General features: G+C 72.4%; 25 protein-coding genes and 1 pseudogene. 9 read left to right on the top strand and 17 right to left on the bottom strand.

The window, feature by feature from the left end:
* Positions 1-5 precede the first annotated feature (5 nt).
* The gene (locus tag ADL29_RS27000) at positions 6-1,256 is read right to left on the bottom strand and encodes a sialidase family protein (protein ID WP_053926184.1); all 1,251 of its coding nucleotides are present in this window, start codon (positions 1,254-1,256) and stop codon (positions 6-8) included.
* A 304-nt stretch (positions 1,257-1,560) separates the two neighbouring features.
* Positions 1,561-2,457: a LysR family transcriptional regulator gene (locus tag ADL29_RS26995; RefSeq protein WP_053926202.1), complete on the bottom strand. Its 897-nt coding sequence runs from the start codon at positions 2,455-2,457 to the stop codon at positions 1,561-1,563.
* 186 nt (positions 2,458-2,643) lie between these two features.
* Here ADL29_RS26995 and ADL29_RS26990 point away from each other — a divergent pair, with 186 nt between their 5' ends.
* The 3 genes from ADL29_RS26990 to amaB all read left to right on the top strand — a co-directional run bounded on the left by ADL29_RS26990 (position 2,644) and on the right by amaB (position 7,098).
* The gene (locus ADL29_RS26990; protein WP_078971319.1) at positions 2,644-3,882 is read left to right on the top strand and encodes an NAD(P)/FAD-dependent oxidoreductase; all 1,239 of its coding nucleotides are present in this window, start codon (positions 2,644-2,646) and stop codon (positions 3,880-3,882) included.
* 182 nt (positions 3,883-4,064) lie between these two features.
* Positions 4,065-5,480 (top strand): 2-oxoadipate dioxygenase/decarboxylase, encoded by a 1,416-nt coding sequence (gene hglS / locus ADL29_RS26985; protein ID WP_053926183.1) that lies wholly within the window; start codon positions 4,065-4,067, stop codon positions 5,478-5,480.
* A 37-nt stretch (positions 5,481-5,517) separates the two neighbouring features.
* Positions 5,518-7,098, top strand: coding sequence for an L-piperidine-6-carboxylate dehydrogenase (gene amaB, locus ADL29_RS26980; RefSeq protein WP_078971318.1), 1,581 nt, complete (start codon positions 5,518-5,520; stop codon positions 7,096-7,098).
* Between the two features lie 49 nt (positions 7,099-7,147).
* Here amaB and ADL29_RS26975 read toward each other — a convergent pair whose 3' ends face one another.
* Positions 7,148-7,954, bottom strand: a complete 807-nt coding sequence (locus tag ADL29_RS26975; protein ID WP_053926182.1) for a hypothetical protein — start codon at positions 7,952-7,954, stop codon at positions 7,148-7,150.
* Positions 7,955-7,956: 2 nt separating this feature from the next.
* On the bottom strand, positions 7,957-8,673 hold the full coding sequence (locus ADL29_RS26970) for an RNA polymerase sigma factor (protein ID WP_245689645.1): 717 nt from the start codon (positions 8,671-8,673) through the stop codon (positions 7,957-7,959).
* Between the two features lie 487 nt (positions 8,674-9,160).
* Between ADL29_RS26970 and ADL29_RS26965 the strand changes: the two genes are divergently transcribed.
* Positions 9,161-9,988 (top strand): SAM-dependent methyltransferase, encoded by an 828-nt coding sequence (locus tag ADL29_RS26965; RefSeq protein ID WP_053926181.1) that lies wholly within the window; start codon positions 9,161-9,163, stop codon positions 9,986-9,988.
* A 27-nt stretch (positions 9,989-10,015) separates the two neighbouring features.
* Here the strand turns inward: ADL29_RS26965 and ADL29_RS26960 are convergent, their stop codons facing one another.
* The 6 genes from ADL29_RS26960 to ADL29_RS26935 all read right to left on the bottom strand — a co-directional run bounded on the left by ADL29_RS26960 (position 10,016) and on the right by ADL29_RS26935 (position 15,877).
* A complete protein-coding gene (locus tag ADL29_RS26960; protein ID WP_053926180.1) occupies positions 10,016-10,429 on the bottom strand; it encodes a PTS-dependent dihydroxyacetone kinase phosphotransferase subunit DhaM in 414 nt (137 codons plus the stop codon).
* Positions 10,426-11,034 carry a dihydroxyacetone kinase subunit DhaL gene (gene dhaL, locus ADL29_RS26955; RefSeq protein WP_245689644.1) on the bottom strand — a complete coding sequence of 203 codons (609 nt, stop codon included), beginning with the start codon at positions 11,032-11,034 and terminating at the stop codon, positions 10,426-10,428. The genes ADL29_RS26960 and dhaL overlap by 4 nt, the downstream gene beginning before the upstream one ends.
* An 83-nt stretch (positions 11,035-11,117) precedes the next feature.
* Complete coding sequence (dhaK, locus tag ADL29_RS26950) at positions 11,118-12,110, bottom strand: dihydroxyacetone kinase subunit DhaK (protein WP_046929207.1); 993 nt, start codon at positions 12,108-12,110, stop codon at positions 11,118-11,120.
* A 364-nt stretch (positions 12,111-12,474) separates the two neighbouring features.
* Positions 12,475-12,909, bottom strand: a complete 435-nt coding sequence (locus ADL29_RS26945; protein WP_053926179.1) for an NUDIX domain-containing protein — start codon at positions 12,907-12,909, stop codon at positions 12,475-12,477.
* Positions 12,910-13,158: 249 nt separating this feature from the next.
* Entirely contained in the window at positions 13,159-13,575 is a 417-nt protein-coding gene (locus tag ADL29_RS26940) for a DUF6221 family protein (protein ID WP_053926178.1), read from the bottom strand.
* 181 nt (positions 13,576-13,756) lie between these two features.
* The gene (locus tag ADL29_RS26935) at positions 13,757-15,877 is read right to left on the bottom strand and encodes a bifunctional serine/threonine-protein kinase/transporter substrate-binding domain-containing protein (protein ID WP_245689646.1); all 2,121 of its coding nucleotides are present in this window, start codon (positions 15,875-15,877) and stop codon (positions 13,757-13,759) included.
* Positions 15,878-16,145: 268 nt separating this feature from the next.
* On the opposite strand from ADL29_RS26935, the gene ADL29_RS26930 reads away from it, so the two are divergent.
* The 4 genes from ADL29_RS26930 (at position 16,146) to ADL29_RS26915 (ending at position 18,995) form a co-directional block, all read left to right on the top strand.
* Positions 16,146-16,643, top strand: coding sequence for an FBP domain-containing protein (locus tag ADL29_RS26930; RefSeq protein ID WP_053926176.1), 498 nt, complete (start codon positions 16,146-16,148; stop codon positions 16,641-16,643).
* A 66-nt stretch (positions 16,644-16,709) separates the two neighbouring features.
* On the top strand, positions 16,710-17,501 hold the full coding sequence (locus ADL29_RS26925) for a uracil-DNA glycosylase (RefSeq protein ID WP_053926175.1): 792 nt from the start codon (positions 16,710-16,712) through the stop codon (positions 17,499-17,501).
* Positions 17,502-17,646: 145 nt separating this feature from the next.
* Positions 17,647-18,519: an NmrA family NAD(P)-binding protein gene (locus ADL29_RS26920; protein WP_078971316.1), complete on the top strand. Its 873-nt coding sequence runs from the start codon at positions 17,647-17,649 to the stop codon at positions 18,517-18,519.
* A gap of 260 nt (positions 18,520-18,779) precedes the next feature.
* Complete coding sequence (locus ADL29_RS26915; RefSeq protein WP_053926173.1) at positions 18,780-18,995, top strand: hypothetical protein; 216 nt, start codon at positions 18,780-18,782, stop codon at positions 18,993-18,995.
* A gap of 118 nt (positions 18,996-19,113) precedes the next feature.
* Here the strand turns inward: ADL29_RS26915 and ku are convergent, their stop codons facing one another.
* Entirely contained in the window at positions 19,114-20,205 is a 1,092-nt protein-coding gene (gene ku, locus ADL29_RS26910) for a non-homologous end joining protein Ku (protein ID WP_053926172.1), read from the bottom strand.
* A 199-nt stretch (positions 20,206-20,404) separates the two neighbouring features.
* Here ku and ADL29_RS26905 point away from each other — a divergent pair, with 199 nt between their 5' ends.
* Positions 20,405-21,067 (top strand): HhH-GDP family DNA glycosylase, encoded by a 663-nt coding sequence (locus ADL29_RS26905; protein ID WP_053926171.1) that lies wholly within the window; start codon positions 20,405-20,407, stop codon positions 21,065-21,067.
* A gap of 74 nt (positions 21,068-21,141) precedes the next feature.
* Here ADL29_RS26905 and ADL29_RS26900 read toward each other — a convergent pair whose 3' ends face one another.
* The 6 genes and pseudogenes from ADL29_RS26900 to ADL29_RS26880 all read right to left on the bottom strand — a co-directional run bounded on the left by ADL29_RS26900 (position 21,142) and on the right by ADL29_RS26880 (position 24,919).
* Positions 21,142-23,058 carry a complex I subunit 5 family protein gene (locus tag ADL29_RS26900; RefSeq protein ID WP_053926170.1) on the bottom strand — a complete coding sequence of 639 codons (1,917 nt, stop codon included), beginning with the start codon at positions 23,056-23,058 and terminating at the stop codon, positions 21,142-21,144.
* Complete coding sequence (locus ADL29_RS26895) at positions 23,055-23,402, bottom strand: sodium:proton antiporter (RefSeq protein WP_053926198.1); 348 nt, start codon at positions 23,400-23,402, stop codon at positions 23,055-23,057. The genes ADL29_RS26900 and ADL29_RS26895 overlap by 4 nt, the downstream gene beginning before the upstream one ends.
* Positions 23,399-23,942: pseudogene (locus ADL29_RS41560) on the bottom strand (Na(+)/H(+) antiporter subunit B). Before ADL29_RS41560 ends, ADL29_RS26895 begins: the two are co-directional and overlap by 4 nt.
* A complete protein-coding gene (locus tag ADL29_RS26890) occupies positions 23,939-24,205 on the bottom strand; it encodes a hydrogenase subunit MbhD domain-containing protein (protein ID WP_046929296.1) in 267 nt (88 codons plus the stop codon). Before ADL29_RS26890 ends, ADL29_RS41560 begins: the two are co-directional and overlap by 4 nt.
* Positions 24,198-24,731 (bottom strand): monovalent cation/H+ antiporter complex subunit F, encoded by a 534-nt coding sequence (locus ADL29_RS26885; RefSeq protein ID WP_078971315.1) that lies wholly within the window; start codon positions 24,729-24,731, stop codon positions 24,198-24,200. The genes ADL29_RS26890 and ADL29_RS26885 overlap by 8 nt, the downstream gene beginning before the upstream one ends.
* Positions 24,728-24,919 carry a hypothetical protein gene (locus ADL29_RS26880; RefSeq protein ID WP_053926169.1) on the bottom strand — a complete coding sequence of 64 codons (192 nt, stop codon included), beginning with the start codon at positions 24,917-24,919 and terminating at the stop codon, positions 24,728-24,730. Before ADL29_RS26880 ends, ADL29_RS26885 begins: the two co-directional genes overlap by 4 nt.
* Positions 24,920-24,999 lie beyond the last annotated feature (80 nt).

The raw sequence follows: 24,999 nt of genomic DNA, 5'->3' as shown, positions 1-24,999 counted from the left end.
GGGAGTCATGCGGCCGGGCAGTCCGCCCCCAGCCAGGAGCCGTCGAACCGCGCGAACGTGATCTTCCGGTACGGCCCCGACTCGTAGAGCAGCCCGAACGTGCCGTCCTTCAGCCGCGTCAGCGTCGAATACGCCGACGGTCCGGGCGTCACGACCCGGGACACGGGCCAGCTGCGCCCGTCGTCGCAGGACAGCCGGACGGTGAGGTTCCGCCGGGCGGTGGCGCTGGCCGTATTGCTGAACAGCAGCCAGTGCGCCCGCGGGTGGCCGGGCGGCGCGGTGGGGTCGTAGCGCAGGACCGACGCGTTGTTGACCGGGTCGACCAGCTCGTCGTCCGCGACCGGGGAGCTGTAGGTCAGCCCGCCGTCCCGGGAGTGGGCGACCAGCCGTCTGGTGGTGCTGCCGGTGCGGCTGTTGAGCATGATGCGGCCATCGGCCAGCTCGACGGTCTTGTTCTCGTCCATCAGCGGCCCGACCGGCCTCCCCAGACGCCAGGTCTCCCCGTGGTCGTCGCTGTACGCACTGGCCGCCCACATGCTGGCGTCGGCCTTACGGAACGCGTACTGCTGCAGCAGCCGCCCGGTGGACAGCTGGATGCCGGTGCCGGACGAGGCGAAGATCCCGAGCCAGGTCGGGTCCTTGAGGTCGTGGGTCAGGCGCCGGGCGCGCCAGCTGCGGCCGCCGTCGTCGGAGTAGTGGAGATCGGTGTGCAGGATCGTGGTGCTGTCGTGGTCGTTGCCCATGCCCGCGTTGCCGAAGCCGATGCCCTTGGGGCCGTACGCGTGGAAGAGGAAGAGGCGGCCGGTCCACCGGTCGGCGAGCAGACTGGGGTCACCGGCGCCCGCCCCGCCGCCGTAGTCGGCGACCGCCTGCGGCGGGCTCCACGTCCGTCCGTTGTCGGTGCTGCGCCGCACCATCACGTCCACGTCGCCGGGCAGGTCGGCGGCGCTGTTGTTGCGCCGGTCGTAGGCGGCGACGAGGGTGCCGTCGGGGAGCGTCGCGAGGGCGGGGATGCGGTAGGTGTGCGCGCCCTCGCCGGAGACCGCCACATCGGTGGACTCGTAGAGGGGAGCGGGCTCGTGACCGGGAGTCGGGCCGTGGCGGGGGCCGGGCCGGTGGCGGGGGGCGGTGGTGTCCGGGGGCGGCGGCTCGGGGGCGGGGGCCGCGGGGGTGGCCGTCGCCAGACCGGTGCCGGCGGCGAGCGCGACGGCCAGCGACAGGGAACGTGCGGCTCTCGCCGAAAGGGCGGCATACACCGGTACCTCCAGGGCGGGTCAGGAGACGACGGGCCGGGTGATGCGGGGGAGGTGAGGGCTGTGGGGTGGTGAGGGACGTCGTGGGGTGAGGGGACGTGGGGTGGTGAGGGACGTGGGACGTCGGATGTCCAAGGAGCGCCGACGCCAAGGCGATCCGTCGCCAAGGCGATCCGTCGCCAAGGTGATCCGAGGCCACGGTAATCCGAGCCGGCGAGCCCTGCGTGGGCAGGGACCTGTCCGGAGGAACACGGCCGGACACGCGCTCGGAGCCGCGGGATCGTTCTCGTGCCGGCGGCCCGCCCCGCTACGGCGCGGCGCCCTCGCGCAACGCGCTGATCAGCGCCTCGACCGACGGCCGCTGCCGTGCGGCGGCGCCGACCGCGACCACGATGTGCCGCTCGACCACGTCCTCCAACGGCACCGGCACAATGCCCTCGGACCGCAGCCGCAGCATCAGCTCCGTCAGTGGCGTGACCCCCAGCCCCGCCCCGACCATCGCCAGCGAGGTGGCGGTGTCGGTCACCTCATGGACCACCCGCGGCTCGAACCCGGCGCGGCGGCAGGCGGCCCGTATCGCCCGCCCGTAGTACGAGCCGGCCGCGGGCAGTATCCAGTCGAACCCGGCGGCATCCGCCAGCCGCAGCGCGCGCCGCCCGGTCACCCGCCCGGCCGCGACGGCCAGCCCGAACCGCTCGGACCGCAGCCGCACCAACTCCACCGCACCGTCCAGCGCCAGCGGCGCATCCGGATAGTCCAGGCCGAGTGCCAGATCCACCCGACCGGCGCAGACCTCCGTGTACGCCTGGTCCACATCCAGCTCGCGGCTCGCCACGCACACCCCCGGAGCCCGCTCCCGCAGCCGGTGCAGGGCCGGCGGCAGCAGAACGGCCGCCGCCGTACCGAAGACCCCCAGCCGCAGCCGGGCCGTGACCTCGCCCCGGCCGCGCTCCAGAGCGGCCACCGCCTCGGCCTGCGCGGCCAGTATCCGTTCGGCGTGCGCGGCGAGGGTGGCCCCGGCGTCCGTCAGCTCCACCCGCCGCCCCAGCCGCCTCACCAGCTCCGTTCCGGCCGCCCGCTCCAGCGCGGCGATCTGCTGGGACACCGCGCCCGGCGTATAGCCCAGCGCCGCCGCGGCGGCCGTCATCGTGCCGCTACGGGTCAGCTCCAGCAGCGCCCTGAGCTGGACCCCCGGAAATTCCATGCCGGATGCGTACCCCACGCCCGCGGGCTCCAGAGCCGATGACCACAGCTGCTGAAAGATCGCGTCCAGAAACGGTGCATGGACGTGGGACGTCCCACCCGCCACCATCAAAAGTGATCCGCTCACAAAAAGTGATCCGCTCACCCCCGGGCGGTCCCGCTCGAAGACGACGGGAAGGCGGCCTCGATGGCTCACCCCGCGGCATCCGTCCCCCTCCCCGAACCCGTCGGCCTCCCCGAACCTGTCGGCCTTCCCGGCCCGACCGGCCTCCCCGACCATGCCGACGTCGTGATCATCGGCGGCGGTGTCATCGGCGCGAGCATCGCGTTCCACCTGGCCGAGGCCGGCGTCCGCCATGTGCTGCTGCTGGAACGCGACCGGCCCGCCTCCGGCTCGTCCGGCAAACCCATCGGCGGCGTCCGCGCCCAGTTCTCCGACCCGCTCAACATCCGCCTCGGCCTGCGCAGCCTCGACGCCTGGCGCTCCTTCGCCCGCCGCCCCGGCGCCGACATCGGCCTGGCATCCGTCGGCTACCTCTTCCTCCTCGGCGACGACACCGAACTGGCCACCTTCACCAGGGGAGTGGAGACCCAGAACGCCCTCGGCCTGCCCAGCCGCATCATCACCCCGCGCGAGGCCGCCGACCTGTGCCCCTACCTCGCCCCCGGCAGCATCGTCGCCGCCGCCTACTCACCTACCGACGGCTACGCCCTCCCCAAGGCCGCCGTCACCGGCTACCTCGGCGCGGCCCGGCGGCTCGGCGCAACCGTCCGCACCCGCTGCCCGGTCACCGCGATCGACACCGCCGACGGCGCGCTCCACGCCGTCCGCACCCCGTACGGCACCGTCGCCACGTCCACCGTGATCTGCTGCGCCGGCGCCTGGTCCGGCGCCATCGGAGCGATGGCCGGCGTCGACCTCCCCGTCACCCCGCTGCGCCGCCAGATCGCCTTCACCGGCCCCCTGGTCCCCGCCCCGCCCCGTATCCCCTTCACCCTCGACTTCGCCTCCACCCTCTACTTCCACAACGACACCGCCGACGGCCTGCTGCTGGGCCTGTCCGATCCGGACCAACAGCCGGGATTCGGGCGGCGGTTCTCCCGTGAATGGCTGCGCCCGTTCCGTACCGCGGCCGCCCGCCGGGCGCCCGAACTCGCCCGGCTGCCCGTCACCGGCGGCTGGGCCGGCCTGTACGAGATGACCCCCGACCACAACGCCCTGATCGGCGAGGCCGCCCGCCCGGGCCGCTTCCTCTACGCCACCGGCTTCTCGGGCCACGGCTTCCTCCAGGCCCCCGCCGTCGGCGAGATCATCCGCGACCTCTACCTCGGCCGGGCGCCGTTCCTCGACATCACCCCGCTCACCGCCACCCGCTTCGACGGCCACGCCGACCGGGCCACCCGCCCCGAGGCCCACATCATCTGAATCCGAGGGCCACGTCCCACGTCCCCTTTCCCCCCACCCGCACTCAACGCCGAACGTCCGACGTCCAACCTCCGACGCCCCACACCGAACGCCCAACGTCCCACGCCCAGCGTCCAACGCCCAACGTCCAAGACCGAACGCCCAACACCGAACGTCCAACGTCCTACGCCCCGGAGCCCCGCATGGTCCCCACCTGGCGGCTACGCGCCGCGTTCGCCCGTCGGCTCTCCGACATGTACGGAACCGAAGTGCCCGCCTACACCACGCTCCTGGAGGTGGCCGGCCGGATCAACGACGAGGTCGCGGGCCGGGACCCGGACGCGGAACGGCTCGGCAGCATCTCCCGGGTCACCGCCGAACGCCACGGCGCCATCCGCGTCGGCACCGAGGACGAACTGCGCCAGGCCGCCCAGATCTTCGCCGCCCTCGGGATGCACCCAGTCGGCTTCTACGACCTGCGGGACGGCGAGGTCGGCGCCGTACCGGTCGTCTCCACGGCCTTCCGCCCCACCGGCACCGAGGAACTGGACCGCAACCCCTTCCGCGTCTTCACCTCGCTCCTCACCACCTCCGACCGCCGCTTCTTCGACGCCGACCTGGAATCCCGCCTCGGCACCTTCCTCGGCCGCCGCCGCCTCTTCCCGCCCGAACTGCTCCAACTGGCTGTACAGGCAGAGAAGTGGGACGGTCTCCCGGAACCCGATGCGGAACGCTTCCTCACCCTCGCGGTGGCCGCCTTCGAGCTCTCCCCGGAGCCCGTCGACCGCACCTGGTACGCCGAACTGGAGCGGATCTCCGCCGTGGCCGCCGACATCGGCGGGGTGGCCGCCACCCATATCAACCACCTCACCCCCCGCGTCCTGGACATCGACGCCCTCTACCACCGCATGGGCGAGCGCGGCATCACCATGATCGACCGGATCCAGGGTCCCCCGCGCTGGGACGGCCCGGACGTCCTCCTGCGTCAGACGTCCTTCCGCGCCCTCGCCGAGCCCCGCCGCTTCCGCGAGCCCGACGGCAGCATCACCGCCGGCGCGCTACGGGTCCGCTTCGGCGAGGTCGAGGCCCGCGGCATCGCCCTGACCCGTGCGGGCCGGGCCCGCTACGACGACCTGATGGCCGAAACCGACCGCCGGATGGCCCGGCACCCGGACGCCGACCGCCAGGAGACCGCCCGCACCCTCTGGCACCGCACCTTCCCCCGCACCGAACACCAACTGGCCGTGGAACAGCAGGCGTTCTTCACCTACCACCCGGTGGCCGGACGCCCACGCGACGGCCGGCGCCCGCCCGCCGACCTCGTCGGCCTCCTCGACGGCGGCTGGCTCACCGCCCGCCCCATCGTCTACGAGGACTTCCTGCCCCGCTCCGCCGCCGGCATCTTCCGCTCCAACCTCACCGGCGAAGGCACCCGCGACACGGCCCTGACCGGGACCCCCTTCGACGCCCACCGCCTCTCCGAAGCCATCGGCCGTCCGGTACTCGACCCGTTCGCCCTCTACGCCGCACAGCAGGACCGCTCACTGCGCCAGGCCCTGGCCACCCTGGGCGCCGGCGCGGCGCTCCGCGCCCTGGGCGACCCGGAACCCGCCCCCTGACCGGCCACTACCGGCCATCTGTCCAAGGAGCCTCAGCATGCCCCCCGTACCCCCCGCTTCCCACACTCCCGCCCCCCGCTTCCCCGACGCCGGCTCCCTGCGCGCCCGCGCGACGGCAGCCCTGCGCCGCTGCGGCGCCGACCTCGACGCAGCCGCCGCCACCGGGACGGAGGGAGCCGACACCGTCCTGGCCCGCACGCCGCTCACCGGCGGCACGTTCGCCCGGCTGCCCGCCGCCACCGCGGAACGGACCGACGCGGCCGTCGACGAAGCCCACCGCACCTTCCACCACTGGCGCACCGTCCCGGCACCCCGCCGCGGCGCCCTGGTCAAACGGCTCGGCGAACTCCTCACCGCCCACAAGGAAGACCTCGCCGACCTCGTCACCATCGAAGCGGGGAAGATCCGCTCCGAAGCGCTCGGCGAGGTCCAGGAAATGATCGACATCTGCGACTTCGCGGTGGGCCTGTCCCGGCAGCTCTACGGCCGCACCATCGCCGGCGAACGCCCCGGCCACCGCCTCGCCGAGACCTGGCACCCGCTCGGCGTCGTCGGCGTCATCTCCGCCTTCAACTTCCCCGTCGCCGTCTGGTCCTGGAACACCGCCATCGCCCTGGTCTGCGGCGACACCGTCGTCTGGAAGCCGTCCGAACTCACCCCGCTCACCGCGCTCGCCTGCGACGCCCTGCTCGCCAGGGCCGCCGCCGATGCCGGTGCGCCGCCCGGCGTGCACCGGCTGCTGCTCGGGGCGCGCGCCTGCGGCGAGCGGCTGATCGACGACCCGAGGGTGGCGCTGGTCAGCGCGACCGGATCGGTACGGATGGGCCGGCAGGTCGCCCCGCGGGTGGCCGCCCGCTTCGGCCGCTGCCTCCTGGAACTCGGCGGCAACAACGCCGCCGTCGTCACCCCCTCCGCCGACCTCGACCTCGCCGTCCGCGGCATCGTCTTCTCCGCCGCCGGCACCGCGGGCCAGCGCTGTACGACGCTGCGCCGGCTGATCGTCCACGAGGACATCGCGGACCGCCTCACCGAGCGGATGGTGCACGCCTACGGCCAACTCCCGCTCGGCGACCCCTTCGACGCCGCCACCCTCGTCGGCCCGCTGATCACCACGGCCGCCCATACGGCGATGGCCGAGGCGCTGGCCACCGCCCAACGCGACGGCGGAAAGCTCCTGACCGGCGGCGACCGCTGCTTCGCCACCGAGGCCCCGGACGCCGCCTACGTCCGCCCGGCCATCGTCCGGATGCCGGAGCAGACCGAGATCGTCCGCACCGAGACCTTCGCCCCGGTCCTGTACGTCCTGACCTACCGCACCCTCGAGGAGGCCATCGCCCTGCACAACGACGTCCCCCAGGGCCTGTCGTCCAGCATCTTCACCCAGGACCAGCGCGAGGCCGAGCGCTTCCTCGCCGCCGACGGCTCCGACTGCGGTATCGCCAACGTCAACATCGGCACCTCGGGGGCGGAGATCGGCGGCGCGTTCGGCGGCGAGAAGGAGACCGGCGGCGGCCGCGAATCGGGCTCCGACGCCTGGCGCGCCTATATGCGCCGGGCCACCAACACGGTGAACTACTCCGCCGGCCTCCCGCTCGCCCAGGGCGTCAACTTCCTCTGAAACAGCCCCGCTTGTCCTCCGGAACAGCTCCGTTCGAAGCGCCTCAGGGCTAGTTGGCCCGCCCGAGATCCCGCACCAGCGTCGGCGACGGCCGCGGGATCTCGCCGAAATCCTCGTCGTTGCTGTCCACCACGAGGCGGTTGATCACATTCTCCAGTGCGGTCGGCAGGGTCGGCGCCAGCCCGCTGTGCCACTGGACGAGGAGATTGTGCCGGGCCGCGTCCGGCAGGAGCTGCTTCTCGTCGAACGCGGCCACCGTCGGACGCTCCTCGTCCGGTGCATGCGCGGCCTGCCCGCGCCAGTAGTCGGCATCCCGGTGTTCCCCGTTGCGCCGGTGCGAGAGATAGAGGCAGTACGCGGCGGTCCGGCTCCCCGCGCCCGCGCCGAAGTGCCACCAGAACTGCGCCGCGTCGAAACGCCCAGTGATATGCAGCAGACAGGCGAAGACCAGGGCACCCTCGGGGTCGATGTGGTGGTCGTCGACCAGCCGCTCCAGGCTGGCCGCGGCCGCCGCCGCGTTCACCACCAGTGCGCAGGCCAGCTCCAGCTCGTGGGTGGCCTCGTCGCGGGCGCTGGGATAGGCGCTGGGTGCACCCCGGTCCGGGCGGGGGCCGTGACCGGCCGCACCGGGCCCCGCCGCGGCCTGCGTACCGCAGCGCACCTCCAGCTCCACGTCCGGCACGGCATCGAAGCAGCCGAGACCGCCGAGCGCGCCCGCGTCGTCGAGAGCGCAGAAGCCGGCGAGGCCGTTGATTCCGGCCACCGCCGCGGCGGCGCTCAGCAGCGTCTCAACGGTGTCCCGCCGCCCGGTGTGATCGGCACGATCGGTGTGACCGGTGCGACCGGTGTGCGACATGGTCAATTCCCCCCTGCTGATTCATCGCGGTTGTCGAGTTTGTCTAATTTATCGAGCTGGTCGGGTATGTCGTGCAGATCCCGGGTGCCGCGGGTGTCGTAGGTGCCCTGTGCGGCGTCCGCCTCATGGGCGTCCCGCGCCGTCGTGCCCTGATCGATGCCGAGCGCGGCGGCGAGTTTGCGCTTTCCCCGGCTCGCATGGGAGCGGACGGTGACCTCGTCCACGCCGAGCAGCGCGGCGATCTGCGCGTCGCCGTACCCGATGACATGCCGCAGCACGATCACATCGCACTGCCGCTCCGGCAGCCGCGCGATGGCCGCGTACAGTCCCAACTGGCTCTCCAGCAGGGCGAACCGCTGCTGGCACTCCCGCAGCAGGGCATGGGCGACGATCGCGAAGGCGGCCGTTTCGGTGAGCGCGGTGGGTTGCCGGTGGTCGTACAGCCACTCCACCACGCCTTCCTTGAGCACCGACCAGGCGAACGCTTCCACGGACGCCTGACGCAGTGCATGCGGCCACAGCCGGCCCAGCCGCCGGAAGGCGGACCGGGTCACCTCGCGGGCGGCGGCCTCGCTGCCGGTGTGCAGATAGGCGTACGTCAGCCACTTCGGTGCATGCGTGGCGTGGAACGCCTCCAGCGCTATGGACAGTTGACGGGCCGACGGGTCCGGAGCGGCGGCGGGCGGGACGGCCGGCAGCCGGCGGGGGAGCGCGGCCAAGTCCGCACAATGGCCGTGCGCCTCCGCGCACGCCGGCAGAAGTCGGTCCCGGTTTGCGCCCACGAGCCGTCCTCGTTCCGTTCGCCGTGCTCCGCTGCTGCCGCACCGAGGATGCGGGTGGCAGCGGGAGGACTGTCTGCCCTCACCTCTAATGAACAGGAAACCGCGGCCGTTTGTGGCACCGGGGCACAAGAAATCTTCCGCCGCGTATTCATATGACTACGCGTGCCACAGGCATGTTCGCGCGGCACGTTGACGCGCCGGGCGCACGCCGGGGCGCAGCGCCTGCTCCGCATGATCCGGACCGTGCGGGGCAGTGCTCCAACTGCCGGACGGAGAACGGTACGGACGCCGGACCGGAAGCCGTCACGAACGCTGTAACGAACGCCGTAACGAACGACGGTACGGACAACGGCATTCGAAACACCGGCCGCGGCCGCCGGCGCGCCGTGGCCGCGAAGGGCCGTACAGGGAGAGGCAGCTGACGATGAACGACCGCGACCGCACCGAGCCCGTGGTGGATCTGCAGCTCGACCGGGCCCACTCCTCCCGCATCTACGACTACTTCCTCGGCGGCAAGACCAACTTCCTGGCCGACCGGATGGCCGCCGCCGACGTGGCGAACGTCTTCCCCGCCGCACCGCTCGCCGCCCGCATCAACCGTGAGTTCATGCACCGCGCCACACGCCTGCTCGCCGCGTCGGGTATGCGCCAGTTCCTCGACATCGGCACCGGCATCCCCACCCCGCCGAACCTGCACGAGGTCGCCCAGAGCATCGCCCCCGACGCCCGCGTGGTCTACACCGACAACGACCCCATCGTCCTCGCCCACGCCGCGGCGCTCCTGCTCAGCACCCCCGAAGGACGCACCGCGTACGTACAGTCCGATGTCAACGACCCCGAGGGCATCCTCACCGCGCCGCAGCTCCTCGCCACCCTCGATCTGCGCAAACCGGTGGCGCTCAGCCTGAACGCGCTGATGCACTTCGTCACCGACGACGGCCGGGACCGCGCCCACACCATCGTCGACACCCTCAAGTCCGCCCTGCCCAGCGGCAGCACCCTGACGATGACCCATGGCACCGCGGACTTCGCCCCCGAGGCCATGCAGAAGATCCTCGACATCTACCGCGCCGCGGGCACCACCCTCCAGTTCCGCTCACGCGCCGCATTCCTCCGCTTCTTCGACGGCTGGGAGCTGCTGGAGCCGGGCCTTGCCCTCTCCCACCAGTGGCGCCCCGACCATGCCGGGGACGCCACCCGCGTCACCGACGCCGAGGCGGCCTGCTACGCGGCCGTCGCCCGCAAGCCGTAACCCCCCTTACTCACCCCTCACATCCCCTCACTCCTTCCGGTAGCCGTACGCCTCCCCGGCCGCCGCCGTCACCGCGTCCAGATCCGCGCCGGCCGAGGCGGTGACCACGGCCGCCACTGCGCCCTCCACGAACGGCGCATCCACCAGCCGTGCGCCCTCGGGGAGTTCGTCCCCCTCCGCAACCATGGCCTTGACGGTCAGTACGGCACTGCCCAGGTCGACCAGGATCGCCACCCCGGCGCCCCGGTCCACCTCCCGCGCCGCCGCGCCGATCAGCTCCGTACTCGTACCGAGCCCGCCGTCCGGCGTACCACCGGCCGCGGCAACCGGGGCCGTCGCCCCGCCGCCGGCCAGCCCCGCCGCCATCGCCGCGACCGCCTCGGCGACCGGCCCGCTGTGCGACACCAGCACGATCCCCACCGGCGCGGCGCCCCCCGTCACTTCGCCACCTCCGCCAGGGCCGCGAACAGCAGCGCCGACGAGGTCGCCCCCGGATCCTGATGCCCGATGCTGCGTTCCCCCAGATAGCTCGCCCGGCCCTTCCTGGCCAGCATCGGTACGGTCGCCAGCGCGCCCTCCTCGGCCGCCGTGGCCGCCTCCTCGAACGACGTCCCCAGCGCCGCCACCGCCGGCACCAGCGCATCCAGCATCGTCTTGTCCCCCGGCGCGGCACCGCCCAGCTGCGCCACCGCATCCACCCCTGCCTGGAGCCCCGCCCGCAGCTCCTCCCGCGTCACCTGTGCCGCCTCACCCAACGCCTTCCCGCTGCGCCGCAGCAGCGATCCGTACAACGGCCCCGACGCACCCCCCACGCTCGAGATCAACTGCCGCCCCGCGGCCACCAGCACCCCGCCCGGGGCCTCGGGCCGATCGGCTTCCAGCACCTTCACCACGGCAACGAACCCCCGCTGCATGTTGTTCCCGTGATCGGCGTCCCCGATGGCGGAATCCAACTCGGTCAGCCGGCCGGCCTCCCGCTCGACGGAAGCGGCCGCGGCCGTCATCCACCGGACGAAGAACGCGGCATCCAAGACGGTGTCGGACACGAACTACTCCTCCTGGTCAGGTTGTCAGGGCCCCGGCACATGGTGTCAGCGCACGGGCTTCCGCGGTGGCGCGGCGGGCGGGCTCACCGGCCCCAGCGCAACCCCGCCGTCTCCACCGGCGCATCCCAGAGCCGCAGCAGCTCGCCGTCGACCTGGCACAGCGACACCGAGCACCCCGCCATGTCCAGCGACGTCACATAGTTCCCGACGAGCGTACGAGCCACCGGCACCTTGCGCTCGTCCAGCACCCGCCGCACCTCGGCATTGAACCCGTACAGCTCCAGCAGCGGCGTCGCCCCCATGCCGTTCACCAGGACCAGCACCGGCAGCCGCGGCTCGAGGTCCTCCAGAACGGCATCCACCGCGAAGTCCGCGATCTCGCGCGAGGTCATCATCGCCCGCCGTTCGCGCCCCGGCTCACCGTGGATCCCGACCCCCAACTCCAGCTCACCAGGCGGCAGATCGAACGTCGGACTGCCCTTCGCCGGCGTCGTACAGGCACTCAGCGCCACCCCGAAACTCCGCGAGGACTCCACCACCCGCCGCGCCAGCGCCTCGACCCGCTCCAGCGGCATGCCCTCCTCGGCCGCCGCCCCGGCGATCTTCTCGACGAACAGCGTCGCCCCCGTCCCACGCCGCCCCGCCGTGAAGGTCGAGTCGGTCACCGCCACATCGTCATTGACGAGCACACTGGCGACCTGCACCCCCTCGTCCTCCGCCAGCTCCGCCGCCATCTGGAAATTGAGCACATCGCCGGTGTAGTTCTTCACGACGAACAGCACACCGCGCCCACTGTCCACGGCCGCCGCGGCCCGCACCATCTGATCCGGCACCGGCGAGGTGAACACCTCTCCAGGACATGCGGCATCCAACATCCCAGGTCCCACAAACCCCCCGTGCAGCGGCTCATGCCCACTGCCGCCCCCGGACACCAACGCCACCTTCTCCGCCACCGGCGCATCCCGCCGCACGATCACCCGGTTCTCCGCATCCACCACCAGATCGGGGTGCGCGGCCGCCATCCCCCGGAGCGCGTCGGCCACGACGGTTTCGGCGACGTTGATGAGCATCCTCATGGGTACCTCCGTGTGAGACTGGCAGGCGTGTCTCTGACCAGCATTTCACCAGGTCAGAGCTCATTTGAGTAGTTGTTGATCTTGGCAGTTCGTGGCGGTCCGTGGCGGTCCGCGACGGTCGGAAGCGGGGCCGGCGGGGCTGATGCTGACCTCATGCTGCCCAGGTCGGCGCGGCGGTGGAAAGAGCTAAGGGGGTGTGGAGACGGCGCAGCTCGGTGCGTCGGCAGTGCTTGGATGCCCGCGGTGACTGGATGGTTTCCCGGGCGGTCGGGCCTGCTCTCTCGGCCCCGCCGTCCCGGTGGCCTCAGTGCCAGTCGCCGGTACGCCCAGCAGCTCCCGGGCCTCCTTCGCACTGGCCGGGTGGTCAAGCCGCTTGGTGGATGCGGATGGCCTCCCTGCACCATGGGGGCACGCGGAGCCGAGGGAGCACCGAGACCGGGAACCAGTGGAGCATGACGCCTTCGGTGAGGGGGAGGGCGTGGGCGTCTCCGTCCCAGTGGCCGGTGTAGACGGCAATGGTGCCTTTGCCGAGGTGTTCGGCGTTGTCCTGGTGGACGGTGGTGAATGCTGTCAGGGGGATGGTGAGCCCGGTTTCTTCCTTGAGCTCGCGGGCGATGGCGTCGGCGAGGGGTTCGCCGGGTTCGGGACGGCCGCCGATGGGGGCCCAGTAGCCGGGCCAGCAGATGCCTTCGATGTTGTCGCGCAGGTGGAGGAGGTATTCGCCCTGGCTGTTGGTGATGAGCGCGGATGTTCCGGTGCCGGGTGTGGTGCGTTGAGGGCTGGGCGCGGTGCCGGTCATTTCTACCCCTTTCACGTGTCCCCATCGTCCACCCATCAGATGGTGAGGGCGGACGTGCGACACAGGACGGCGGCCGTGTCACGGGGACGCGGCCGCCGGTACGGGGAGGGGAGAGCGTCATGCTGCGGCGGTCTCGCGGCCCCTGCGAATGCGGTGGTCGAAGATCTCCATGCGATGACCCTCGCGCGCGTGCTGTTGTCGCGCACGTGGACCCAGATGGCCTTGGCGCTGCCGGGGTTCCGTGGGCGGTTACAGCCGCCACGCCTGGTCGTAGTCGGGGTGGGTGGCGTACGGCAGGGCCAGGGCGCGGGCGGCGTAGCGGAGCCCTGCACGGTTCTGGTCGAGGGAGGCGCAGCCTGCCAGCTCGGTCACCACGGTGCGCTTGGCCTGGATCTCGGCGAGGATGCGGGCGGGGTCGAACCGGGCGATGAACTTCGCGTCGGCGTCGTAGTCCGTGACGGCCACGCCTCCGAACGCCATGAGGGATGCGTCCCGTTCCAGCATCTCTTTCAGGGACATCTCGTGGGCTCCGCGGAAGTCGAAGCCGTCCGCCATGACGACACGCGAATCCGGGGAGTGCCATCCGGCGATCCCCTCGGCGGCCTTCACTGCCGCTTCGTCCTCGTCGAGGCGGCTGTGGAGGAACGGCACCAAGTCATCTGTCATAGGTTCATGTTGGAGGACGGGTCGGCCGAGGGGGAGGAAACGGCATACCTGCCTCACTCGAGGTCCAGGATTTCCCGGAGCCGGGAGAGTGCCTCCAGTCCCCGTTCCTGGTGCACCGGGATGAGGCGGTCGCGTTCCTCGGCCGGCAGGTGAGAGTGCTCCGGTGCACCCACCCGTCGCCCTAATCGCCCCCGTTGACGGTCGCCCGCTCCACCGCGCCGTCCTCGACGTACCACTGCTTGAGGATCCTCGCGTACTCGCCGCTCACGATGAGGCGGTCGAGCGCTTCCCGCACGGCGTCGCGCAGGGCCGTGTTGGTCTTGCCGACCGCTATGCCGTACGGAAGGGGTTCGAGCTGTTCGCCGACGAGTTCGAGGACGTCGCCGCCCGAGTGGGTCGCGGCGGTGTGGGCCGCGACCGTGAAGTCGTCCAGGCAGGCCGAGGACCGGCCCTTGGCGACATCGTCGTAGATCTCGGCCTGTGAGTCGAACTCCCGGAGCCTCAACTCCTTGGGGACCTTCCGGCTCAGCTCCTTCAGGAGGTCACCGGCGATCGAACCGCGCTGGAAGGCGACCGTCCTGCCGGACAGGTCCTCGGGTCTCCTGATGCCCTCCGGGTTGCCCTTGGGGACGACGAGGGTGAATCCGGCACTGAAGTAGTCGATCAGGTCGACGCCGCTGCCGGACTTCGTGCCGCCCGCCCGTCTCTCCTGACGGGCCTTGGTATCGGCCATCGCCGACATGACCAGGTCGTACCGGCCCGCGTTCAGGCCCGTGAGAAGGGAGTCGAAGACGCCGTTCTCGAACTCGAAGCGCACGCCCAGTTCGCGGCCGAGGGCGTTCGCGAGGTCGACATCGACGCCGGCCGGCTTGCCGTCCCGGACGAACTCCATGGGCGCGTAGCTGATGTCCGAGCCGACCGTGATCCTGCCCTTGTCGCGAATCTCCTTCGGCAGCCGGCTGGACGGGTTCTTCTGGCCGGACGGGTTCTTCGACGGCAGGCCGGACGGATTCCCGGTGCCGCCGGGCGTGTCTCCGGCGCTCGTGCGGCGACGGCCGTCGCCCCCGCCGTCCGGCCACAGTGCCCAGGCCAGCGCCCCGCTGCCCGCCACGCCCCCGACGGCGGACAGCGCGGCGAGCACACGGCGCCGGCTCAGCCCCGGGGACGCGGGCTGCCCAGGGGGGTGCGGCAGCCGGGCCGGGGTGGTGCCGGGCGGCCCCAGGGGCGGAGTGGGACCGTACTGGCCCTGGGGCGGAGTGGCGGGCAGCGGGGGCGCCGGGGCCTCCGCGGGCCGCGGCGGCGTCGCGCCGTACGGCGGCCGGGGCGGTGCGCCGGCCGCCGTCGTACGGGTCGGCAGCTGGTCGTAAGGGACGTCGGTGGGCTCCTCGGCCGACGGCCGCAGCGCGAAGGTGTCCGGGGAGAACGCATCGCCGAGCTGCGCCGACAGACGCCGCAGCTGTACGGCCACGGGCTCCGGCAGCCAGTGGCCGTACGGGCCCGGTGCGCCCACCTGCGCCATGAGGACGGGGAGAGCGGGCCGCCGCTCCGGCTCCTTCGCCAGACAGGCAGCGGTCAACTCCCGTAGCCCTTCGGGGAGTTCATCGAGCCGGGGCTCCTCGTGCACGGTCCGGTACAGGAGGATCTGCGGCTCGGCGCTGCCGTACGGGCCGCCGCCCGTCGCCGCGAACACGATCACCCCGCCGAGCGCGAACACATCCGCCGCGCCCGTGATCTCGGGGCCCGTCATGACGAGTTGCTCGGGCGCCATGAACCCGGGGGTGCCGAGGGCGGTACCCGTCACCGTCAGAGCGGTGTCCGCGGCGGAGTACGCGATGCCGAAGTCGATGACGCGCGGGCCCTCGGCGGTGAGCAGAATGTTCGACGGCTTGAGGTCGCGGTGCACCAGGCCGTGCGCATGCACCGCCGTCAGGGCCTGCAGCAGGCCCGCCGTCAGGAGCCGCACCGTCTGCTCGGGCAGCGGCCCGCAGTCGTGCACGGCGTCGGCCAGCGAGATCCCCGGCACATAGTCGGTCGCCATCCAGGGCACGTCGTCATGCGGCGCGGCGTCGACCACCGGCGCCACGAACGGCCCGCCCACCCGCTGTGCGGCGGCCACCTCACGGGCGAAACGCGTCCGGAAACCCCGGTCGTCGGCCAGTTCCGACCGCGCGGTCTTCACCGCCACCGTCCGCCCGTCCGCCGCGCGGCCGAGATAGACCCGCCCCATGCCGCCGCCCCCGAGCAGCCCGACGATCCGGAACGGCCCGATCCCCCGCGGATCGCCCTTCGCCAACGGTCGCACCAATGCCCCCACCCATGCCGGCAGTTCTCCACGGCAGTATTCCGCACGTGGGCCCGCGGACGACCGGCGCCTCGAAGCGCGCCAGGCCGGGCCGGATTGCGGAGCCCGGCCACCTCGAGGCTGGTCTCCTTGAGGCGGTCTCCTCGAACGGGGAGCCGGGTGCCCGCCGAGCCCGGCGCCCGTCGCCGCAGCGCAGGCCAAAGCCCGCAAACCGGCGGAACAAAAATGCCGCGACGCAGGTCAGAGGAGAGTGTTAGCTTCCGCAGCCATGGAACCGATCGGCGAAAAAGAGATACGTGCCTCCTTCGTGAACTGCTCCAAGGGCGAGGCACGCCGGATCAGCCTGCCGCGGGAACTCCCCGAACTCGCCTGGTCCGAACTGGACTTCCTGGGGTGGCGTGACCCGGGCGCGCCCGATCGCGGCTATCTCGTCACGGAACGCGAAGGCGACCTCGTCGGACTCACGCTCCGCACGCCGCAGAGCGCCCACCGGAGCTTCACCAAGACCACCGCCTGCGCGATGTGCCTCACCGGCCATCCGGGATCGGGGGTCTCCCTCCTCGCCGCCCCCAAGGCCGGCGCCTCCGGCCGCCAGGGCAACACCGTCGGCGCATACTTCTGCTCCGACCTCGCCTGCTCCCTCTACCTCCGCGGCAAGAAGCAGACCGGGCTGCTGCGCTACGAGGAGTCACTCACCCTGGACGAGCGCATCACCCGCACCCTCACCAACGTGCACCTGTTCGTGGACAAGGTCCTCGCCGCCTGACGCCGCGGATGCCCGGCACGGCAGCAGCTGCAGGGCAGCCGTCCGCCGGGAGGCTAGCGTGGCGGAATGCAGAGCCCCCGGGAAGCGGGCGAGCCCCCGCCCACCACCGATCGCGCGTTCCCGGCGCATCGCGCGGCGCGCTCCGGCGGACTGGACGAACTCGACGCGCATCTGATCAGGTGCCGGGCCTGCCCCAGGCTCGTGGCATGGCGGGAGGAAGCGGGCAGGACCCGGCGCGCGGCGTTCCGCGACTGGCAGTACTGGGCGAAGCCGGTACCGGGATTCGGCCCGCCGGATGCCGCGCTGGCGGTGATCGGACTGGCACCGGCCGCGCATGGCGCCAACCGTACGGGCCGCATGTTCACCGGGGACGCCTCCGGCGACTTCCTCTTCGCCGCGCTGCATGCCGTCGGTCTCGCCTCCCGGCCCGGGGCCACACACCGGGGGGACGGGCTGGAGCTGTACGGGGTGCGGATCACCGCGCCCGTCCACTGCGCCCCACCACAGAACAAGCCGACCCCGGACGAGCGCACCACCTGCCGGCCATGGCTGGCGAAGGAACTGGAACTCCTCGCCCCGAGCCTGAAGGCCGTCGTTGCGCTCGGCGCCTTCGGCTGGCAGACCCTGCTGCCCGTTCTCCAGGACACAGGCCGCCCGCTCCCGCGCCCCCGCCCCGCTTTCGCCCACGGCGCGCACCTGGTCCTGCCCGGACCCGGCGACGGCCCGCCCCTGCATGTGCTGGGGAGCTACCACCCCAGCCAGCGCAACACCTTCACCGGCAGACTCACCTCCGCCATGCTCATCGACCTGCTCACCCGCGCCGCGTCGCTGGCGGGCCTGAACGGGCAGGGCGGGTAGGGCGGGCAGGGGGTTGGGGGACCGGTCCCCGGGGTGCTGGGGACGACGGGCCGATGGCCGGGAATTCGACGACGGCTGAGGGGTGTTGGAGCGGAAGGAGTTCTTGATCGCATACGCAATCGCATGCACAAGGGGGCCGGTATCGATGACCATCTTGATCACTACGCCGAACGGTGCGGTGGGACGCCATGTGACCGCGGCACTGCGCGACCGGCGCGATGTGCGGTTCTTCGTACGCTCCGAGGGCAGCGCCAGGGCACTGGGCGAGGTGCGCGGCGAGGTCTTCCGCGGGGACGCCGCCGATGCGGCGGATGTGCGGGGCGCGGTCGCCGGCGTGGACCGGCTCTACCTCGCGCATCCCTTCGCCGAGGACCAGGTGGCCGTCGAAACGCAGCTCGGAACCGCCGCCCTCGAGGCGGGCGCGCGCCGGATCGTCAAGCTCGGTGCCCGGAGGTTCACCGGTGACGCCATCGTCCCGGACGCCGTCACCGGCGCCCACGACACGATCACCGAACGGCTGCGCCGGACCGGCGTCCCGGAACTGACCGTCCTTCAGCCGGACCGTTTCCTGCAGAACTTCCTTCCGGCAGCGGCCTCGATCGCCGAGGGCACGCTCGCCGATCCCGCCGGACCCGGCGCCCGCGGATATGTGGACGTGCGGGACATCGCGGCGGTCGCGGTCGCCGAGCTGCTGGCGGACCGCCCGGTCGGCGGTGAGATCGAGATCAGCGGTCCGCAGGCCCTGACGCTGCCGCAGCTCGCCGCCCGCTTCGGCACCGTGGTGGGCAGGCCGGTGCGGTACGTCGACGTGCCGCTCGACGACGCCTGGCGGGCGGCGATGGCGGACCGCGGAGTCCCGCCGTGGGTCATCGACGGTCTGTACGGCCTGTACGCGAACTATCGCCGGGAGGGCGTGGCAGGTCTCGGCGACGGCGTTCAGCGCGTACTCGGCCGCCGGCCGCGCCCGGTCGAGGACTTCGCGGCCGACCTGCTCGTGCCCGCCCTGTCCGGTAGCTGACGCCGGTCCGTGGTCTGCTGCCTCGGCGTCCAGGAGCGCGGTGGCGTGAGGTGGCCCGGAATTGGCCTGGAACATGGAACGGGCCGTTCGGGCCACGCAGACCCGACAACCTGTGCGATCTCACCTTTTGACAGCCCAAAGGCGTAAACATCAGTGACCGAACGGCGGCCGGGTCGGTTAGCACCGCGGGTTCGGCCTGCTGCCGGGCCTGCCAACCTGCATCAGACTTCAGTTGGGAGAGTTCAGTGCGTCGTAGTCACGTGTCCGGCGTGATCGTCCTGGCCGCCGGAGTACTCGGTGGCCTCGCATCCCCCGCGCAGGCAGCCGATGCCGTCAAGCCGGGCGATCCGCCGGGCCTCTTGGGGCGGGTCGCGCCGGTGGTGCAGGGCGTGTTGAACGCCGCCAGCGAGTACAGCCAGCTCGAGTACGACCGGGGCCTTACGCCTCACCCGGCCCGGTCGACTCACCTGAGCTGAGTCCGCGTCACATCCTGGGTGGGCGGGCACTCGACGGTGTCGAGCGCCCGCCCACCCAGGTTTCCGGTGACCCGGGAAGCGGACCCTCCCGAGCCATCGGGCGGGCGGGCCGAGGGGATCAGCCGGCCCGGCGGCGGGGCTTGCCTGCCGTCTTCTTGGCCGCGGCCGTCTTCCCCGCCTTGGCCGTTTCACCGGCCGGTGCCTTCGCCGATGCCTTGGCCGTACGGGCGCCCGTACGCTTCGCCGTGGCACCGGACGGGGACTTCTTCGCCGCCGTCTCCTTCGCCGCCGTCTTCTGCACGGTCGTTTTCTTCGCCGTCGTCTTTTTTGCGGCTGTCTTTTTCGCGGCCGTCTTCCCTGTGGCGCTCTTCTTCGCCGGCCGGCCGGTCAGCGAGGTGACGGTGGCGGGTTCGGTGCCACCCTCCTCGCCACGTGACCTCTTCGCCGCGCGGACGCTGTCCTGCAGGGCCGCCATCAGGTCCATCACCTGGGCGGCAGGCTCCTCCTCGGCGGCTTCGAAGTCCGGCTCGCGGTCCGCCAGTTTCGCCGCCACGATCTCTTCGAGCGCCTCGCGGTAGTGATCGTGTACGTCGTCCTCGGACAGCTCTCCGTAGGAGTCCATCAGGCTTTCGGCGGCCGACACCTCCTTGGTCCCGAGATCCACCCCGCTCTCGGGCAGCACGCCCTCCATCGGGCGGATCTGCTCCGGCCACAGCAGGACCTGCATCACCAGCGCGTCCTCCATCGGACGGACCATGGCCAGGGTCTCCCGGCCGTGCAGGGCGACCTTGCCGAGCCCGACGCGCCGGTGGCGTTCCATCGCGTCGCGCAGCAGGACGTAGGGCTTGGCCGCGGCTGCGCCGTCGGCGCTCAGGTAGTAGCCCTTGCCCATCTGGAGGGGGTCGATGTCGCCGCCGTCGACGAAGGCCAGGATCGTCAGCGTCTTCGCGGTCGGCAGCGGCAGCGCTTCCAGATCCTCGTCACTCAGCGGTACGACCGTGTCCCCGTCGACCTTGTAGCCCCTGCCGATCTCGTCCTGCGGGACCTCGGCGTCCTCGAGGGAGCACACCGGCTGGTTGCGCACCCGTCCGCCGTCCGCCGTGTGGATCCGTACGAAGCTGACCGATGCGGTGGTGTCCGTGGCGGAGTAGGCGGCGACCGGGATCGTGACCAGGCCGAAGCTGATGGAGAACTTCGCCGTGGGGCGCATGGGAGCCGCTTTCATCGGTGCCTGCCGGCGTGCCGGCGGGGATGAAAGCCATGCTAGGCGGGTTGTCCGGGGCGTACATCTCAGGCTGCGCTCAGCCCGGTGTGCCACGGGCCGGGTGGTACGGAAACGGCAGCAGACGTCGGACGTCGGTATGAAGTACTGGTACCGAGGGTGACGGAGTCGATTGACGGAGGCTGTCATGAACGGTGGTGATGGCGGGCAGCGTGCCGTCGTCCGGACGCTGCTGGACCGGTACGGCGAGACCTACGCCGAACAGTGCGGCATCAAGGTGCGCAATACCCCGCAGCCGCTGTATCAGGTCCTGGTACTGGCCGATCTGCTCAGTACGCGGATTCGTGCCTCGGTGGCGGTCGCGTCGGCGCGGGCCCTGTTCGACGCGGGGATGCGCACGCCGCGCCGGATGCGGGACGCCACCTGGCAGCAGCGTGTCGACGCGCTGGGTGAGGGGGGATACCGGCGCTACGACGAGAGCACATCCACCCGGCTGGGCGAAGGGGCCGCGCTGCTGCTGGAGAAGTACGGCGGTGATCTGCGGCGGATGCGGGAGGCGGCCGACGGGGATGCCGGTGCGCTGTCACGGGCGCTGCAGGAGCTGCCGGGGGTCGGGCCGACGGGGGCCGCCATTTTTCTGCGGGAGGTGCAGGGGGTCTGGTCGGAGTTCGCCCCGTTCCTGGACCCGAAGGCCGTACAGGGCGCGGAGCGGCTGGGGCTGCCGGGGGACGGTGCGAAGCTGGCGCGGCTGATCAAGGAGGACGAGACGGCCGCGTTCGCCTCGGCGCTGGTGCGGGCGGCGCTGGACCGGGAGATCGCCGAGGAGGTGCGGGAGGCAGCGGCGGGGTGACGGCCCGGCACCGGCTGACGGGGCGGCGCCGTCCCGGACCTCATGGGACGTGGGACGTCGTACGCGGTGGGACGTCAGATGACCAGCGCCGCCAGCAGTGTCATCCCGGCCAGGTAACACGCGACATAGTCGCCGACATGGCCGGAGTGGAGGCGGCGCAGCGGCACGGTCCAGCGCGCGGGTTCCTGGCGTACGGGCCGCCGTACGGCCGACAGGGCGAGCGCCGCGGCGAGGGCGGTGGACACCAGGCCCCACAGGACACCGGCCGCCGACCAGTGGGGCGGGGGAGTGGGCAGCGGCGGGGCCGGATGGCCGTGCAGCACCGATGCGGCGTAGCCGGTGTGATCGGTGAAGGCGTCGGCGGCGTGGCCGACGGCCGGGCGGAGGGCGGGGACGAGTCCGGCCGCCAGTGCCCCGAGGAGCAGTACGGCGGGCACGGTGAGCATGGTGTCGGGGATATGGGAGAGCCGGCCGCGGGTCTCCGGCTCCTCGTTCTCGCCGGTCGTCTCCTCGGCGCTCGCGCCGCCACCGGTCGTGCCACCACCGTTCGTCCCGCCCCCGCCCGTCCCGCCCTCCGTCGTCCCACCACCCACCGCCCCGTCACCGATCCGGTCCCCGGCGGGGGCGGCGGCGCCGTCCGGGCGAGGGCCGAGCCCGAGGAACACCCGGGCGCCCGCGCGCAGCACCGCCCCGCCGGTGGCCGCCGAGACCAGGACGCACAGCGCCGTCGCCCAGCCACCGGCCGACTCCTCGATGACGGCCTTGCCCAGCGCGGTGCCGAACGGCGGCAGTCCGGCGAGCGCCAGGCCGCCGAGCCCGAACAGCCCGGCCGGCCAAGGGAGTTCACGTCCCTTGCCGTACAGCTGGTACTCGTCGACGCTGCCGAAGCGGTCCAGGAGGATGCCCACACAGGCGAAGAGGGCGGCCTTGGCTCCGGCGTGTGCCAGGACGTACAGGGCCACGCCGCCGACGCCCTCCGGGGTGAGCACCGCGAGGCCGATGAGGAACAGACCGGTGTGCGCGACGGTGGAGTAGGCGAGAAGCCGCTTGAGATGGCGTTGCAGCCAGCACATCACCGCGCCCAGCAGCGCGGTGACGATACCGAGGGTCAGCAGCGCGCGGTGCACATCGGGGGCCGGGATGCCGCCGGGGCCCGCGAAGACGGTCCAGTAGACGCGGGCGGTGCCGTACAGGCCCAGTTCGACCATGACGCCGGACAGCAGCATGCACACCGGTGTCGGGGCCACCGCGTGCGCGTCGGCCAGCCAGAAGTGGAAGGGCACCGCCGCGGCCTTCACCAGCAGACCCGTGACGACGAGGACGAAGGCGGCGGTCACCAGGGCGCCGGGGCGGCCGGGGTGCGCGTCCAGCCGGCTCCCGATCGCCGCGAGGCCGAGTTCGCCGGTCCGCGCGTACAGCAGGGCGGTGCCCAGCAAGGTGGCGTATCCGCCGAGGGAGTTGACGAGGCCGAAGACCAGCGCGCCCTGGACCGCGCGGGCCTCCTCGACGCGGTAGCCGGTCAGCGCGTACGCGACCACCCCCATCAGCTCGAAGAAGACGAAGGCGTTGAAGAGGTCACCGGTGAGCGCGAAACCGCACATGCCCGCCTGGAACAGCAGGACGAGGGCGGGATAGGAGCCCGCGTGGCGCAGCGGCGGTTCGTCGAAGTACCGCCAGGCGTAGGCGAGGGAGGCCAGGGCCAGTAGGCAGACCAGCGCGGCGAGACCCAGGCCGACGGGGTCGCCGACGAGCACGATGCCCACGCCCCTGCCGTGGTGCGGGCGCCAGCCGCCCAGCCACTCGGCGGGCCGCACGGTGGACGGCGGGGTGGCGGCGAGCGCGCCCAGGGCCAGCGCCGCCGTCCCCGCCGACGTCAGACATCCCATCACCTCCGCCGCGTAACGGGGCAGCCGCCGGCCCGCCCCGACCAGCAGCGCCGCGCCGGCCAGCGGGGTGGCCACGATCAGCGGAAGGATCCCTGCGACGCTCACCCCCGCAGCTCCGAGAGCTCGTCCGGGTCCACGGTGCGGTGCCGCTTGGCGATCTGGATGACCAGGGAGAGGAGGAGCGCGGTGACGGTGGCGCCGATGACGATGTCGGTGAGGACGAGCGCCTGGACGACGGGGTCGACCACGGGCCGGGAGCCGGGGGCGATGTCGGAGAAGACCGGTGCCGTGCCGCCGTCCCGGTAGCCGATGGCGAGCAGCAGAACGTACGTCGAGGACTGGCAGACGGCCAGGCACCCCACGGCGTGCAGGAGATTGCGGCTGGTGGCGAGCCCGTAGCAGCCCACCAGGAACAGCCATCCGGCGATGGCATACGGCAGCACACTCATCTCGTCCCCGACTCCGCTCCGGCGTCCTCGATCTCGACGGCCTGGTCGAGGAAGCGGGCCAGCAGCACCACGACGCCGCAGGCCACCTCCACCCCGATGGCGGCATTGAGGAGGGGCACTGTGCCGCCGGAGGAGAGCGTGTTGAAGGTCCCGTACGGGAGGACGTTGGTGAGGAAGCAGGCCGATGAGCAGGGTGACGGGGAGGGCGAGGAGCGCGTAGCGGCGTACCGGCTGGGAGACGCGGGCGGGTTCGGGGGACAGGCGGTTCTCGGCGGCGGTCTGGCGGAGCAGGACGACGGTGCCCAGGACCGCGCCGAAGAGGATGGATTCCTCGCCGAGGGTGTCGAAGGCGCGCTGGTCGAAGTTGACGGAGGAGACGGTGTTGGCGGTGCGGCGGGCGAGTGCGGCGTGCACGGCCCGGTCGCCGTACGGGTGCCAGGGCCCGCCGAAGCGCGGCATGTCGGCACACGCCGCGGCGAAGAGGGCGGCCAGGCCCAGGGTGCCCAGGAGGAGCACCCACAGCCGGAGCCTCTTGCTCATTCGTGTTCCTCCCGCCGCTCGTCGCGGGCCCGGCGGCGGACCTTGCGGACGGACAGCAGCACCATCAGCGGGGTCAGCGCGGTGCCGACGGCCAGCTGGGAGAGGGCCACATCCGGCGCCTGGAACAGCAGGAAGACCAGCGCGAGGGCGAGTCCGAGGAGGGAGAGCAGGAACGACTGGCGTACGGGGTCGCGGACCAGCACGGTGGCGGTTCCGGCGACGGCCACCAGGGCGAGCGCCAGGGCAAGGGGGACGTCAGACATCGGACGTCCCTTCTCCTGGCCTGGCACCCGGCCCCTCGCCCGGCCCGAACGGCCCGCCCGGCCCTCCCGGCCCGCCCCCCGACGAGGCCGCGGCGCTCGCGGCCCGGTTGGCGACCCGGCTGCCGAGCGCCAACAGCGCCCCGATCACCAGCAGTTTCAGCACGGCGCGGCCGGGATCCGTGGCCGCACACAGCGGCCCCACGACCAGGAGCACGGCGGCGTAGTTGAGCAGCGTCGCCGCCCGCAGCGACCGCGGCAGGGCCGGCCCGGCCGCCAACTTGTCCGCGAGCAGCCGCACATACAGCAGCGTCCCGGCCGGGCCGAGCACCGCGAGCACCAGGGCCGGATCCTGGTACGCGGGGCGGCCGAAGCCCTGGGCCAGCAGCAGAACGGCCAGGGCGACCAGCGTGGTCGCCGAGTTCTGGGCGACCACCCGCCGCCGTACCGGACCGGTGGCCGCGGCCCAGCCCGCCGGGGCGGCGCCGAACAGCAGCAGCGCCGTGCCCGCGGCCGTCCAGCCGTTCACCGGCCGCCGGACGCGCGCCGCGCACCGCAGGCCGCACAGGCGGCGAGGAGCGCGGCGAGGACACCCACCACCCACTCCAGCGTGTCGACGCTGCTGATCAGCACGATCCACAGTACGGTCAACACCGCCCACCAGCCCAGGAGTTCGGCTGCCGTCGCGAGTGCCCCCGGAGCCCTCGGGTGAGCCATCCGTGCACCTCCTGCCGACCGGCTACCCCGGCCCCAGGCTCACATGCGGGCGGGAGGCGGCCGGGTCACCGCGCCGGGGG

Origin of the sequence: Streptomyces chattanoogensis (assembly GCF_001294335.1) — a bacterium.
GTDB lineage: Bacteria > Actinomycetota > Actinomycetes > Streptomycetales > Streptomycetaceae > Streptomyces > Streptomyces chattanoogensis.
Note: the sequence above shows the minus strand (reverse complement) of the source record. Positions and strands in the feature narration are given on the sequence as shown.

Excerpts from the sequence above, each read along its gene's own strand:
- ADL29_RS26995 (WP_053926202.1), bottom strand. The coding sequence starts at position 2,457 with ATGGAATTTCCGGGGGTCCAGCTCAGGGCGCTGCTGGAGCTGACCCGT.
- ADL29_RS26990 (WP_078971319.1), top strand. The coding sequence starts at position 2,644 with ATGGCTCACCCCGCGGCATCCGTCCCCCTCCCCGAACCCGTCGGCCTC.
- hglS (WP_053926183.1), top strand. The coding sequence starts at position 4,065 with ATGGTCCCCACCTGGCGGCTACGCGCCGCGTTCGCCCGTCGGCTCTCC.
- amaB (WP_078971318.1), top strand. The coding sequence starts at position 5,518 with ATGCCCCCCGTACCCCCCGCTTCCCACACTCCCGCCCCCCGCTTCCCC.
- ADL29_RS26975 (WP_053926182.1), bottom strand. The coding sequence starts at position 7,954 with ATGTCGCACACCGGTCGCACCGGTCACACCGATCGTGCCGATCACACC.
- ADL29_RS26965 (WP_053926181.1), top strand. The coding sequence starts at position 9,161 with ATGAACGACCGCGACCGCACCGAGCCCGTGGTGGATCTGCAGCTCGAC.
- dhaK (WP_046929207.1), bottom strand. The coding sequence starts at position 12,110 with ATGAGGATGCTCATCAACGTCGCCGAAACCGTCGTGGCCGACGCGCTC.
- ADL29_RS26945 (WP_053926179.1), bottom strand. The coding sequence starts at position 12,909 with ATGACCGGCACCGCGCCCAGCCCTCAACGCACCACACCCGGCACCGGA.
- ADL29_RS26940 (WP_053926178.1), bottom strand. The coding sequence starts at position 13,575 with ATGACAGATGACTTGGTGCCGTTCCTCCACAGCCGCCTCGACGAGGAC.
- ADL29_RS26930 (WP_053926176.1), top strand. The coding sequence starts at position 16,146 with ATGGAACCGATCGGCGAAAAAGAGATACGTGCCTCCTTCGTGAACTGC.
- ADL29_RS26925 (WP_053926175.1), top strand. The coding sequence starts at position 16,710 with ATGCAGAGCCCCCGGGAAGCGGGCGAGCCCCCGCCCACCACCGATCGC.
- ADL29_RS26920 (WP_078971316.1), top strand. The coding sequence starts at position 17,647 with ATGACCATCTTGATCACTACGCCGAACGGTGCGGTGGGACGCCATGTG.
- ku (WP_053926172.1), bottom strand. The coding sequence starts at position 20,205 with ATGCGCCCCACGGCGAAGTTCTCCATCAGCTTCGGCCTGGTCACGATC.
- ADL29_RS26905 (WP_053926171.1), top strand. The coding sequence starts at position 20,405 with ATGAACGGTGGTGATGGCGGGCAGCGTGCCGTCGTCCGGACGCTGCTG.
- ADL29_RS26895 (WP_053926198.1), bottom strand. The coding sequence starts at position 23,402 with ATGAGTGTGCTGCCGTATGCCATCGCCGGATGGCTGTTCCTGGTGGGC.
- ADL29_RS26890 (WP_046929296.1), bottom strand. The coding sequence starts at position 24,205 with ATGTCTGACGTCCCCCTTGCCCTGGCGCTCGCCCTGGTGGCCGTCGCC.
- ADL29_RS26880 (WP_053926169.1), bottom strand. The coding sequence starts at position 24,919 with ATGGCTCACCCGAGGGCTCCGGGGGCACTCGCGACGGCAGCCGAACTC.